Source organism: Amycolatopsis vastitatis (assembly GCF_002234595.1).
Taxonomy (GTDB): domain Bacteria; phylum Actinomycetota; class Actinomycetes; order Mycobacteriales; family Pseudonocardiaceae; genus Amycolatopsis; species Amycolatopsis vastitatis.
Genome location: NZ_NMUL01000005.1, coordinates 109,298 through 122,672 on the forward strand (window position 1 = coordinate 109,298; position 13,375 = coordinate 122,672).

At 70.9% G+C, this 13,375-nt stretch carries 9 protein-coding genes; 2 read left to right on the forward strand and 7 right to left on the reverse strand.

Going from position 1 to position 13,375, the window contains the following annotated elements; genetic code table 11:
* Positions 1–160: 160 nt before the first annotated feature.
* Both purQ and purS read right to left on the reverse strand, forming a co-directional pair.
* A complete protein-coding gene (gene purQ, locus CF165_RS04080; RefSeq protein WP_093946054.1) occupies positions 161–838 on the reverse strand; it encodes a phosphoribosylformylglycinamidine synthase subunit PurQ in 678 nt (225 codons plus the stop codon).
* Positions 835–1,074 (reverse strand): phosphoribosylformylglycinamidine synthase subunit PurS, encoded by a 240-nt coding sequence (purS, locus tag CF165_RS04085; protein ID WP_093946055.1) that lies wholly within the window; start codon positions 1,072–1,074, stop codon positions 835–837. Before purS ends, purQ begins: the two co-directional genes overlap by 4 nt.
* A 156-nt stretch (positions 1,075–1,230) precedes the next feature.
* Between purS and CF165_RS04090 the strand changes: the two genes are divergently transcribed.
* The gene (locus tag CF165_RS04090; RefSeq protein ID WP_093946056.1) at positions 1,231–2,805 is read left to right on the forward strand and encodes a GMC family oxidoreductase; all 1,575 of its coding nucleotides are present in this window, start codon (positions 1,231–1,233) and stop codon (positions 2,803–2,805) included.
* A 93-nt stretch (positions 2,806–2,898) separates the two neighbouring features.
* Here the strand turns inward: CF165_RS04090 and CF165_RS04095 are convergent, their stop codons facing one another.
* A complete protein-coding gene (locus CF165_RS04095) occupies positions 2,899–4,644 on the reverse strand; it encodes an ABC transporter ATP-binding protein (RefSeq protein ID WP_093946057.1) in 1,746 nt (581 codons plus the stop codon).
* Positions 4,641–6,275: an ABC transporter ATP-binding protein gene (locus CF165_RS04100; RefSeq protein ID WP_093946058.1), complete on the reverse strand. Its 1,635-nt coding sequence runs from the start codon at positions 6,273–6,275 to the stop codon at positions 4,641–4,643. Before CF165_RS04100 ends, CF165_RS04095 begins: the two co-directional genes overlap by 4 nt.
* A 340-nt stretch (positions 6,276–6,615) precedes the next feature.
* Here CF165_RS04100 and purL point away from each other — a divergent pair, with 340 nt between their 5' ends.
* On the forward strand, positions 6,616–8,922 hold the full coding sequence (gene purL / locus CF165_RS04105; RefSeq protein WP_167441346.1) for a phosphoribosylformylglycinamidine synthase subunit PurL: 2,307 nt from the start codon (positions 6,616–6,618) through the stop codon (positions 8,920–8,922).
* A gap of 478 nt (positions 8,923–9,400) precedes the next feature.
* Here the strand turns inward: purL and CF165_RS04110 are convergent, their stop codons facing one another.
* From CF165_RS04110 to CF165_RS04120, 3 genes are all read right to left on the reverse strand, one after another.
* A complete protein-coding gene (locus CF165_RS04110) occupies positions 9,401–11,002 on the reverse strand; it encodes an IS1182 family transposase (RefSeq protein ID WP_205660760.1) in 1,602 nt (533 codons plus the stop codon).
* Positions 11,003–11,263: 261 nt separating this feature from the next.
* A complete protein-coding gene (locus tag CF165_RS04115; RefSeq protein ID WP_093946060.1) occupies positions 11,264–12,376 on the reverse strand; it encodes a pentapeptide repeat-containing protein in 1,113 nt (370 codons plus the stop codon).
* A 4-nt stretch (positions 12,377–12,380) separates the two neighbouring features.
* On the reverse strand, positions 12,381–13,325 hold the full coding sequence (locus tag CF165_RS04120; RefSeq protein ID WP_093946061.1) for a hypothetical protein: 945 nt from the start codon (positions 13,323–13,325) through the stop codon (positions 12,381–12,383).
* Positions 13,326–13,375: the final 50 nt, after the last annotated feature.

Here is a 13,375-nt window from a genome sequence, read left to right on the forward strand (position 1 = left end):
TGACTACGGCCGGTAGTGCCGGGTCAAGGCGGGAAATTGTGCCTTGACCCGGCACTACCGGCCGTGTTCTGGCTTCGTATCGGGGCGGTGGGGAGGGGTCTGGGTGGGTGCCGGTCGTGCCCTCGCGTGCCGTTTTCGCGGTTGGGTCCGAGACCGGCCCTCAGGCCTTCACGAGCGCGTCCACCGCGCTGAAGAACATCCCCAGCCCGTCATCCGACGGACCCGTCAAAGCGTCGATCGCGTGCTCCGGGTGCGGCATCAGCCCGACCACCCGGCCGTTCTCGCTGCGGATCCCGGCGATGTCGTTCCGCGACCCGTTCGGGTTGCCCCCGACGTACCGGAACACGACGCGCCCCTCGGCCTCCAGAGCGTCCAAAGTGGACTGCTCGGCCATGTAGCAGCCGTCGATGTTCTTCATCGGGATGAGGATTTCCGCGCCCGCCTCGTACCGCGTCGTCCACGTCGTCGAGGTGTTCTCCACCCGCAGCCACTGGTCGCGGCAGATGAAGTGCAGGCCCTGGTTGCGGATCATCGCGCCCGGCAGCAGGCCGGCTTCGCACAGGATCTGGAACCCGTTGCAGATGCCGAGCACCGGCATGCCCCCGCGCGCCGCCTCGATGACCGAGGTCATGATCGGCGCGAACCGGGCGATCACGCCCGCGCGCAGGTAGTCGCCGTAGGAAAAGCCGCCCGGGACGACGACCGCGTCGACTTCGTGCAGGTTCTCGTCGGCGTGCCAGAGCGACACGGCCTCGCCGCCGGCGTAGCGGACCGCGCGGGCCGCGTCGACGTCGTCCAGCGTGCCCGGGAAGGTGATGACGCCGATGCGGGCGCTCACGCGTCCACCCGCCTGATCGTCCACTGCTCGATGACCGGGTTCGCGAGGAAGCCTTCGGCGATCTTCTCCAGCGTGGCGTCGTCGACCGTGTCGTCGACCTCGATCTCGAAGTGCTTGCCCTGGCGGATCTCGGTGATCCCGGTGAACCCCAGGCGGCCGGCGGCGCCGAGCGCGGCCTGTCCCTGCGGGTCGAGGATTTCGGGCTTCGGCATGACGTCGACGACGACTCGGGCCACGGCAGGCTGCTCCTTATTCACGCAGGTCGTGGATACCTGCGCGAGCATAGTTCACCCTCTCGTCCCCCTGGCGGGGCCCACCGGGAAACCTAGACTGGCCGACTACGCGGCCCTGCGCCATGATGGGTCGTTGACATCTCGCCAACAGGAGGCGCCGTGGCCGTCCAGGACTCCTACGACTACGTGATCGTCGGCGCGGGCAGCGCCGGCTGTGTACTGGCGAACCGGCTGACCGAAGACCCGGCGGCCCGGGTCCTGCTGCTCGAGGCGGGCGCGGCGGACACCGCGGACGAGATCCACATCCCGGCCGCCTTCTCGTCGCTGTTCAAGACCAAGTGGGACTGGAACTACGAGACCGTCGAGCAGAAGCACACGGGCAAGCCCGCGTACTGGCCGCGCGGCAAGATGCTCGGCGGCTGCTCGTCGATCAACGCGATGATCTACATCCGCGGCAACCGCGCCGACTACGACGGCTGGCGCGATCAGCACGGCGCCGAAGGCTGGGGCTGGGACGACGTCCTCCCGTACTTCAAGCGCGCCGAGGGCAACCAGCGGCTCGGCGGCCCGCTGCACGGCACCGACGGCCCGCTGCACGTCGAAGACCGCCGGTTCACCCACGAGCTGTCGCACGCCTGGGTCGACTCGGCCGTCGCGTGGGGACTCAAGCGCACCGACGACTTCAACGGCGAGAGCCAGGAAGGCGCCGGCGTCTACCAGGTGACCTGCAAGAAGGGCCGCCGGTGGTCCACCGCGGACGCCTACCTGCGCCCGGCGCTCGACCGGCCGAACCTCACCGTGAAGACCTGCGCGCCCGCCACCCGCGTCGTCTTCGAGGGCACCCGCGCCGTCGGAGTGTCCTATTTGGACAACGGCGTCGAGCGCACCGCGCGGGCATCGGCCGAGGTCGTCTTGAGCGGCGGCGCGGTCAACTCACCGCAGCTGCTGATGGTCTCCGGCGTCGGACCCGCCGAGCACCTGCGCGAGCACGGCATCGACGTCGTCGCCGCGCTGCCCGGCGTCGGCGAGAACCTGCACGACCACCCGGCCTGCGGGATCATCTGGTCCACGCGCGGGACGACCGACCTCGTCGACGCGGCCACGCCGCGCGGCCTGATCCGCTACCAGCTGACCAAGCGCGGGCCACTGACGTCCAACATCGGCGAAGCGGGCGCGTTCTTCCCGACCACCGACGGCCTGGCCGGGCCGGACATGCAGATCCACGTCGCGCCGACGTTGTTCTACGACAACGGCCTGCGCGAGCCGACCGTCTCCGGCTTCACGTCGGCGGCGACCGTGGTGGACGTCGCCAGCCGCGGCCGGCTGCGGCTGAAGTCGGCGAACCCGCAGTGGAAGCCGGAAATCGACCCGGCCTACTACGCGGATTCCCGTGACATGGACACGATGATCGCCGGCCTGCGGGCGCTGATCGAGATCGGGAAGTCCGGGCCGCTCACGCGGTTCCTGGACCAGCCGTTCCTGCCGACGCGCCACGACTTGAGTGACGCCGAGCTGGCCGAGCACGTCCGCGAGCACACGCAGACGCTGTACCACCCGGTCGGGACGTGCGCCATCGGTTCGGTGGTCGACCCCCAGCTGCGGGTCCAGGGCGTGGAGGGGCTGCGGGTGGTGGACGCGTCGGTGATGCCCGTGGTGCCGCGGGGGAACACCAACGCGCCGACGGTCATGGTGGCGGAGAAGGCCGCGGACCTGATCCGGGGGCGGTCGATTTAGCGCGGGTGCGGCCCTCGGCCCCCCGGGATCCAGTTTATCGGGGGGTACCGACAGTTCCGGGGTTGCGGACGCGAGTTGTCCACAACCCCGGGACTAGCTGGCCGCGGCCACCAGGCGCGCGTACGACCCGCCCGCCGACAGCAGCTCCTCGTGCGGGCCCAGCTCGGTGATGCGGCCGCCCTCGACCACCGCGACCCGGTCGGCCGCCGCGGCCGTGTGGAGGCGGTGGGCGATCGCGATCACCGTGCGTCCCTCCAGCACGCTGTTCAGCGACTTCTCCAGGTCCCGCGCCGAGCCCGTGTCCAGCAGCGACGTCGCTTCGTCGAGCACCAGCGTGTGCGGGTCCGCCAGCACCACCCTGGCCAGCGCCAGCTGCTGCGCGATCGCCGCGGGCACCGGGTGCTCGCCCGAGCCGAGCTTCGTGTCCAGGCCGTCCGGCAGCGACGCGACCCAGTCCGACGCGCCCGCCGAGGCCAGGGCCGCGAGCAGCTCGTCGTCGGTCCAGTCGCCGCCCGCCCGGCGGGCCGGCAGCGCCAGGTTCTGCCGCAGCGTCCCGGAGAACACGTGGTGCTCCTGGGTCAGCAACAGGACCTCGCCGCGCAGCACGTCGTCGGCCAGCGCCGAGACGTCCTGGCCGCCGATGCGCACCGAGCCCGACGACGGCGCCGCGATACCGGCCAGCAGCCGCCCGAGCGTCGACTTGCCCGCGCCGGACGGCCCGACGATCGCCAGCCGCTCGCCGCGCGGCACCCGCAGGTCGATGCCGTGCAGCACCTCGCGGTCGGCGGTGTAGGCGAACCGCACGCCGTGCACGTCGATGTCGCGCCCGCGCGGCACCTCCGTCACCTTCGGCTCGCCCTCCGTGGCGACCGTGTGGACACCGAGGATCCGGCGCGCCGCGGCCGCCGCGACCTGCAGGTCCTCCAGCCAGAACAGCGCCTCGTTGAGCGGTGCCGCCATGGCCTGCATGTACAGCAGCATCGTGGTGATCTCGCCGAGCCCGGCCCAGCCGCGCGTGTACGCGAGCAGCCCGAGCGGCAGCATGACCGCCAGCGGCAGCACGTAGCTGATCTCCAGCGACGGCAGCCACCGCAGCTGCAGCACCCGCAGCCGGCGCTCGCCGAGGATGCTCCGGTCCAGCGCGTCGTGCGCGGCGTCGATCCGCCGCCCGGTCAGCCCGAGCGCCTCGACCGTGCGCGCGCCTTCCGCCGTCTCGTGGACGCTGGTCGTCAGGTCCGCCCAGCGGTCCAGCATCCACTGCATCACCGACGGGATGCGCCGCTGGTACCAGATGTTGACCGGCACCAGCAGCGGCACCGCGACCAGCAGGCCCAGCGCCAGCAGCGGCGACGTCAGCACCATCGCGACGACCGTGAACACCACGGTCACCGCCGCGACCAGGATCTCCGGCGCCGCGAACCGCGCCGCGTGGTCGATCCGGCCGAGGTCGGTGGTGGCCCGGCTGAGCAGGTCGCCGGTGCCGGCCGCCTCGACGGTGCCGAGCGGCAGCTGCAGCGCCGTCCCGACGAACTCCTCGCGCGTCTCGGCCAGCACCAGCTCGCCGAACACCGCGCCGCGCATCCGGGCGATCTTCCGCGCCAGCGCCTGGAGCACCAGGATCGCGACGAACGCCACCGCCAGCACGTCGACGTGCCCGGTCGTGGTGCCGGCCGCGACGTCGTCGACGAGCGTGCCGAGCAGCTGCGGGCCGGCCAGCCCGATGAGCGTGGCCACGGCCAGCGAACCCAGCAGCAGCGCGAACTCGCGTTTGTGGGTCGCCGCCGTCTTCAGCGTCCAGCGGCGGACGTCCCGCCGGGACGCCGTGGGAAGCCGTTTCATACCGTCACCACCTTCGCCGTGAAGACTTCGTCCGCCACGTGTGTCCACAAGGGACTCTGACTGAACACCACTGTCGTCTTGCCGCGCCGGAGCGCGGCGACGCGTTCGGTGATGCGTGCCTCCGTGTGCGCGTCGACCGCCGACGTCGGCTCGTCCAGCACCAGGACGTCCGCGTCGGTCGCCAGCGCGCGGGCCAGGTTCAGCCGCTGCCGCTGACCGCCGGACACCTCGCGCCCGCGCTCGCCGATCACCTCGTCGACGCCGTTGGGCAGCGCCTCGACGATGTCGTCGGCGTCGGCCGCGTACAGCGCTTCGGTGATGTCCACGCCGCTCGGCCGCGCCGGCGCGAGCTGCTCGCGCAGCACGCCGGAGAACCAGATGTCCTGGTTGTGCGCGTACACGACCCGCCGCCGCAGCTCCGCGAGCGCGACCTGGTCCGCCCGGACGCCGCCGACCAGCACGTCTTCGCCCTCGGCCGGGTCGGCGAACCGGGCCAGCCGGTCGGCCACCGCCTCCCCGTCGGCGCCGAAGTCGACGACCGTCAGCCGTCCGGCCGCGACGCGGACCCCGGACTCGGTGTCGACCAGTTCCAGTGGCCCTTCGGGCAGCGGCACCGGCGTCTCCGGCTCCGCCAGCTTCGGGCGGATGGCCAGCAACGCGACGACCTTCCGCGACGCGACCAGCCCGGACGTGATCGAGCCGACCGCTTCCGTCGCCGCGGTGACCGGCCAGATCAGGAACGCCGAAACGCCGTAGAACGAGACGAGCTGCCCGACGCCGATCTCCCCGGCCACGGCCAGCCGCGCCCCCAGCCAGGTGATCACCACGGTGACCAGGCCGGGCAGGGCGATCTCCGCCGCGGCCAGCCACGACTCGGCCTTGCCGACCTCGATGCCGGCCCACCGCACCCGCTGGCTCGTTTCCCGGAAGCGGGCGAAGAACCGCCGCTCGCCCCCGATGCCGCGCAGGATCCGCAGGCCGGACACGATGTCGGCACCGAGCGCGTTGACGTCTCCGCGCTTCTCGCGCTGCTTCGTCTTGCGCTTCTGCAGCGGCGCCAGCAGCGGCCCGATGCCCAGCACCGCGACCGGCACGCCGACCAGCGCGACCACGCCCAGCAGCGGCGACGTCGAGATCAGCCACACCGCGACCACGACGAACGCCATCATCGAGCCGAAGGCCCGGCTGGTCATCTCGACGGTGTTGCCGATGTGGTTGATGTCGGTCGTGCTGATCGCGACGAGGTTGCCGGTGGTCGTCTGCTCGCGCAGGCCGGCGCCGACGCGCGTGGTGTGCGCCGACACCACGCGTTGCGTCGAGCCGGCACCGTGCAGCCACAAGCCGAAGTTGAGGAAGTGCAGCCAGGTCCCGGTCAGCGTCTGCACGACCCCGAGCAGGGCGGCGGCCAGCGCCCACCGTCCGACGGCGGCGCCGTCGTGCGCGCTGACGGCGCCGATGCCCTGGCCGATCACCAGCGGCACCAGCGCACCCGGAAGCGCCCAGACGACACCGATCGCGGCCGCGCCGAGCACCGTGCCCAGCCGGGCGCGGAACACGGCGAGCAGGAAGCGGCTCGCGCTCGGCCGTGCGGGCAGCCGCAGCGGCGGAAAGGGATACGTGGCGGAAAGCACGATTCCCGACGGTAAGCCGAGGCCAGGGCAAAGGCGACCGATTTTCGCGCGCCCGCCCCTGCCGGGGGACTCGTTCATGCGCCCGCGTCCCAGCCGCCGGAGAGGCCTGGTTCATGCGCCCCCGCCGCTTGGGGGACCCCCGGTTTCAACGTTACTCGCGGGGACCGACAATTCCGGGCCCGCGCATCCGAGTTGTCCCCAGGGCGCGCCCAGCGTCCCAGGGCCGCATCGGGCCACCCGGGCCGCCAGCGATGTCGGCTCGGTCACACCGGCCGCGGGCCGTCCGATTTCGACGGCCCACCGTCCGGGGCGCCCGGGCCCGGCACGTATCCTGGCGGCCGTGGCGAACCCTGACACGGACACCGTGACCAGCACCGTTGACACCACCGAGCGGGCCGGGGCGACCCCGGACCACACCCAGCCGTATCGCGAGCTCGGGCTCGCCGACGACGAGTACGCCCGCATCCGGGAGATCCTCGGCCGCCGGCCCACCGACGCCGAGCTGGCCATGTACTCGGTGATGTGGAGCGAGCACTGCTCCTACAAGTCCTCGAAGAAGCACCTGCGCTACTTCGGGGAGACCGCCACCGACGAGATGAAGGCCAAGATGCTGGCCGGCATCGGCGAGAACGCGGGCGTCGTCGACATCGGCGAAGGCTGGGCGGTCACCTTCAAGGTGGAGAGCCACAACCACCCGTCCTATGTGGAGCCGTACCAGGGCGCGGCGACCGGCGTCGGCGGCATCGTCCGCGACATCATGGCGATGGGCGCGCGGCCCCTCGCGGTCGCCGACGCGCTGCGCTTCGGCCCGGCCGACGCCCCCGACACCAAGCGCGTGCTGCCCGGCGTCGTCGCGGGTGTCGGCGGCTACGGCAACTGCCTCGGCCTGCCGAACATCGGCGGCGAGCTGGTCTTCGACCCGTCCTACTCGGGCAACCCGCTGGTGAACGCGCTGTGCGTCGGCGCGATGCGCGTCGAGGACCTGCACCTGGCGTTCGCGTCCGGCACCGGCAACAAGATCATCCTGTTCGGCGCCCGCACCGGCCTCGACGGCATCGGCGGCGTTTCCGTCCTGGCGAGTGACACCTTTTCGGGTGACGAATCCTCGGGCGGCCGCAAGAAGCTCCCGAGCGTCCAGGTCGGTGACCCGTTCACCGAGAAGGTGCTCATCGAGTGCTGCCTCGAGCTGTTCGCGCAGAAGCTCGTCGTCGGCATCCAGGACCTCGGCGGCGCCGGGCTGTCCTGCGCGACGTCGGAGCTGGCCGCGGCCGGTGACGGCGGCATGCACATCTACCTCGACCGGGTTCCGTTGCGCGCCACCGGGATGACCCCGGCGGAGGTGCTCTCCAGCGAGTCGCAGGAGCGCATGTGCGCGGTCGTCTCGCCGGAGAACGTCGACGCGTTCATGGCGGTGTGCCGGAAGTGGGACGTCATCGCCACGGACATCGGCGAAGTCACCGACGGCGAGCACCTGGTGATCACGTGGAACGACGAGGTCGTCGTCGACGTCCCGGCGCACACGGTCGCCCACCAGGGCCCGGTGTACGACCGGCCGATCGAGCGGCCGTCCACTCAGGACTCTTTGATCGCCGACACTTCGGCGAAGCTGCCGCGTCCGTCCACTCCGGACGAACTGCGTGCGGACGTGTTGCGCCTCATCGCTTCGCCCAACCAGGCATCGAAGGAATGGGTGACGTCGCAGTACGACCGGTACGTGCGGGGTAACAGCGTGCTGGCGCAGCCGTCGGACTCCGGCATGATCCGGATCGACGAGTCGTCGGGCCGCGGCGTCTCGGTGGCGACGGACTGCAACAGCAAGTTCGTGTACCTGGACCCGTACCGCGGCGCGCAGCTGGCGCTGGCGGAGGCGTACCGCAACGTGGCGACGGGCGGCGCGACCCCGGTCGCGGTGTCGGACTGCCTGAACTTCGGCGCCCCCACCGACCCGGGCGTGATGTGGCAGTTCGAGCAGGCGGTGCACGGCCTGGCGGACGGCTGCGTCGAGCTGGGCATCCCGGTGACGGGCGGCAACGTGAGCTTCTTCAACCAGACGGGTTCGACGGCGATCCTCCCGACACCGGTGATCGGTGTCCTCGGCGTGATCGACGACGTGACCCGCCGCATCCCGACGGGCATCGGCGCGGAGGCGGGCGAAACCCTGCTGCTGCTGGGCGAAACGCACGACGAGCTGGACGGCTCGGCGTGGGCCCGTGAGCTCCACGGCCACCTCGGCGGCGTTCCGCCAAGGGTCGATTTGGCCCGCGAGAAGCTGCTGGCGGACATCCTGGTGGCGGGTTCCCGCGACGGCATGATCTCGGCGGCGCACGACCTTTCCGACGGCGGCCTGATCCAGACGCTGGTCGAGACCGTCCTCATCGGACAGTGCGGCGCCCGCGTGTTCCTGGACAGCGACCAGGACCCGTTCGTCCAGCTGTTCTCCGAGTCGGCGGGCCGCGTGCTGGTGGCGGTCCCGCGCACGGAAGAGCTGCGCTTCACGGAGATGTGCACGGCCCGCGGCTTGCCGTGGCGCAAGACGGGTGTGGTGGACCCGGAGTCCGGCACGCTGGAGCTGCAGGGCATCACGGAGTTCACGCTCGACGAGCTGCGCGAAGCCTGGGAGGGTACCCTCCCCGCGCTGTTCGACTGACCCGGGAACCCGACCTGTCCACAGCCGGGCTCGATTGTGGACAGGTCGGGGCCGCCGAGGCGATTCCACGGTTTTCGTCCCACCGCACCGATAGACTGGACTTGGGGACGCCCCCCAGGGAGGGCGGGGGAGGTTTCTGGGGCGGGGGCTTCGGCGAAGTCGTGTCGTTGCAGGTGGTTCTGCAAAGCACTCGTTGGCCCACCACCCCGAAGCCGGATTGTGACTACGGACGGCAGTGCCGGGTCAAGGCGGGAAAGCGTGCCTTGACCCGGCACTGCCGTCCGTGTTCTGGCTTCGTATCGGGGTTGCGGGGAGGGGTCTGGGTGGGGCGCCGCTTGTGCCGTCGACGTGCCGTTCACGCCGGTGAGGCGCCTGAAAGTCCGCGGACGAGGTTCGCAACGTCATGAACGACTCTTTCCTGTCGTCCGGCGCCATGAATGAGTCCTTGACTCTGTCGGGGATCTTGGTCTCTGCGGTGTCAGCTGACGGCTCGCCAGGAACGCAGGCGTGGGATCTCCTGCCGGTCGAGGTAGTCCTGGAAGGCCGTCGGTGGTCGTGGGGGCGCACTGTCGCCGGGAGGCTGTCGGCTGAGGCGTTCGATGTTGACGGCGATGGCGGTGAGCACGTGCTGCAGGTGGGTCTTGGGCTGCCCGCGGTAGCGGCAACGGCGCATGCCGTGGCCGTGAGCGAACTCGCAGATGGTGCCCTCGATGCCGGACCGCACCGCGTAACGCTTGCGCCAGGCCGGTTCCTGCCGCTCGGCGCGGTTGCGCAACTGCAGTTCGAGAAGTTCTCGCGGAGGAAAGCCCACGTTGCGTGCGGAGTCGCGGGAGGTGGTGCACTTGGCCCGGACAGGGCAAGGTTGACACTGACTTTTGGTGAAGCGGGCCACGATCAGCGGTGCCGCGATCGGCGAGGATGTCGGGTAAGGGCCGTGCCAGCCCTTGCTGACCTGGCCCTGCGGGCAGGTGACCTGCTGGCGGTCGAAGTCGATCCGGAAGTCGTCGCGGGCGAAGCCCTCGCCCTGACGGTGCTGGTGGGTGGGGTTGCCCGGCAGTGGTCCCACGACGGTGATCCGGTGTTCGCGTTCGGCCCGCTCCAGGTGGACCAGGGATGTGTAGCCGCCGTCGACCAAGTGCTGGTCCGGCTGTAGGCCCCGGTGGTGCAGTCTGGTGTGGATACCGGGCAGGACTTCGGCGTCGGAACTGGTGGCGGGCATGGTGGCCACGTCGGTGATCACGTTGGGGCTGTCGCCGGAGCAGGTCTCGGTCACGTGCGCGAGGAACCCCGTCCAGCGGGTGACCTGCCCTCGACGCGCGTAGCGGGCGGTCAGGTCGTAGGGCGAGACGATTCGGTTCGCGGAAGGCGGCAGACCGCTGTCCTTGTCATCGTCGCGCCAGCGCAGACGGCCCGTGGGGTCCCAGTGGTAGTTCTGCACCAGCACCTGCCGCAGGGCCTGCACCTGCGGACCGTCCAGCAGGTCGGGATGATGACGGTTCAGGTGTTCGAGCAGGTGGCGGGCGTCTGCCCCGGTGGTGTTGATTCTGGTCTTGGGTCGGGTGGGGTTCTTGCCCAGACGCACCGGTCGGCCGTAGCGGCGGCCCCAGTGCTCGTCGACCAGGCCGTCCAGCGCGTGGTCGGCGGTGCCGGCGAGTTCTTCCAGGGCCGCGCGCACGGCCTCGGTGACCAGTTCGAGGCGGGTCAGGGCGCGCACGGCGGCCAGGACGTGGGTGGAGTCGGTGCGCTGGGTGGTGCGCTCGCGGACAAGTCCGGCCTCCTTCATGCGGGCCAGGGCGACATCGAGGAGCCGGTCGGGCCGCCCGTCGCGCAGGAGGCGGTCGCGGAAGTCGCCGAGCACGCTGTGGTGGAAGCCGGGATCGTCGAGCTCCAGGCCGAGCGCGTACTTGAAGTCGATACGGCAGCGGACCGCCTCGGCGGCATCACGGTCGGACAGGCCCAGCAGGAACTGCAGCACGCTCACCGTGGCCAACTGGGCGGGTGAGAGCCCAGGGCGCCCGTTACGCGAGTAGCAGTCGACGAAGTCCTCGTCTTTCCACAGGCCGTCGAGGCGGTCACGCACCCACATCGCCGTTGTACCAACGGGATTGCTGGCACGAGCCATACGCGCGGTGAGCTCCGGGACCTCCACTGCGGACCGAGAACCAACCGGTAAGGACATCTGACCACCTCGGGGAGAGTTGCGACTTCACCGACCCCCAGAAGCCTGACTGTTACTTACCGGTCACCCTCCGCGACACGTCAACTCTTCCAAGATTCCCGACAGAGTCAAGGAGTCGTTCACAACATCGCAGCGGCGCCTCTCACTCAGGCGGCCGACCGCTCAGCCGGCTTTGGCGACGATCCGAGCTTCGCCGTCGGGGAGTTCCTCCGTGTCCCAGCTCGACGGCAACCGGATCTCCTTCTCGACGCGCACCCGTGTGTTGTACAGCGAAACCGCGTCCGGCAGGGAAGCGAACCGCAGGTCCGTCTGACCGCTGAAACAAGTCCGCCGCAGGTCCAGCGAATCGAGCACGGTCACGCCCTGGAAGTCCGCGTCCCGCGCGAACTTCGCGTCCTTGAACGTGGTCGGGCCCGCGAACGTCGTGTTCGTGAAGTCCGCCAGCTCGGCGAAGCCGGTGCCGCTGAACCACGCGTTGCTCTCGAACCGCGCGCCCTTGCAGCGGAACATCCCGACCAGCCTGCCGGATCCCGTGCCGGCGCCGGTGAAGTACGCCTTGCCCGTGAACACCGCGCCGCTGAGGTTCGTGCTGCTGTAGAGGCTCGCGTAGCGGAGCCAGAGGTCTCCGACCCGGCGCTTCGACAGGTCGAAGTACTCCAGTGTCGCGCCGGTCAGGTCCAGGTCGAAGGACTCAGCCGACGCTTCGGACGCCGGGGGCAGCAACCCGACCACCAGCCGCTGCGCCGTCAGCCGGACCGTGAGCTCGCGCTCCTCCTCCGGGCTGCCCTCGTCGTTGCTGTTCCTCTTCGAGCTGTCCTCCGCACTGTCGTTCTTGTACCTCGGGTGCTGGAACGGCCGCCGCAGGTACGAGCACAGCACGTCCAGCACCGTCTGCGTGTACTCCGGACGGCTGCGGGCCAGGCCCGCCAGCGCGTGCAGCGCCCCCACCCGCACCTGGTCGGCCGCGTGCCCGAGCAGCTCGACAGCCTTCGCGAACCGCTCGTCGGCGACCCGCTCGCGATCCTGTTCCGCGCGCTGCGCTTCCAGTTCGTGCCGTCGCCGCTCGATGTCCTGGCGCCGTTCCTCGACCCGGCGCCGCCGGTCGTTCAGCCACAGCGCGTACAGCGCCACGATCGCGCCGCCGGCGAGGCCGCCCGTCTTCAGCGCCTCACTGCGGCTGGTGGCGGGGTCGGTCAGCAGCCAGCCGCCGACCCCGAGCAGCAACACCAGCGAGGCCACGAACGTCCACGCCAGCGGTGATCGCCACAGCTTCACCGGCTCAGGAAACCAGCATGGTGCTGATGCAGAAACCCTTGTCGTCGAAGTTCGTCGCGCTCAGCGTGCCCTTGACCGGCTTGCCGGCGGCCGTCCCGGTGACCTCGCCCTCGACCAGGTACTCGTCGTCCGGCACCTCGCCGAGCTGCAGCTGCAGCGGCGGCTTGAGGAACGTCCTGAGCCACGAGTCGAGCAGCCTCTTCGAGTCGGAGCAGCCCAGCGCGACCGCGCCGGCGTTGTCGCCGGCGTTGAGCTTGGTGATGAAGGACTGCAGCAGGGCCTTCGCGTCCGAGGCGCCGCCGCCGTCGGACGTCGACGGCTTCGTGGTCGGCGCGGTGGTCTTCCTGGGGGTCGTCTTCGGCGCCGACGGCTTGGCGGACGTGCTCGACTGCGGGGCCGCGGCGGAGTTTTCGTCCTTCGACAGGAAGAACCCGGGGGTGACGAAGCCGGTGACACCCACCAGCGCGAGCACGACGACCACGGCGGCGCCGACGGCGACCCACATCCCGGTCCGGCTCTTCTTCGGCGGCGCCGGCGGCCCGCCGAAACCCTGCGCGTAGCCCCCGGTCGCCGGGTCCCAGCCGGACACCTGGCCGCCCGCGTTCGGCGTCCACGCCTGCTGGCCGTACTGCTGCGCGTTCGGATCCGCCCAGGCCGACTGCTGCGCGTTCGGATCCGCCCACGCCTGCTGCTGGGCGTTCGGGTCACCCCACGCCTGCTGCTGCGTGTGCGGATCTCCCCACGTCGGCTGCGGGCTCGCCGGGAACCCGCCGGAAGGCGGCGCGTACCCCTGTTGGTTCGGGTCCCAGCCCTGCGGGTACTGCTGCGTCGGGTACGGCTGCTGCTGGTTCGGGTCCCACCCGCCCTGCTGTGGGTAGCCGCCGGACTGCGGCTGCGTGCCGTACGGGTCGGGCTGACCGGGCTGGCCCGGCTGAGGCGGGTACGTCATCTTTCGTGCCTTCCGGGCGCTGGAGTGTCAGTGCGCTTCCGACGTCCGGT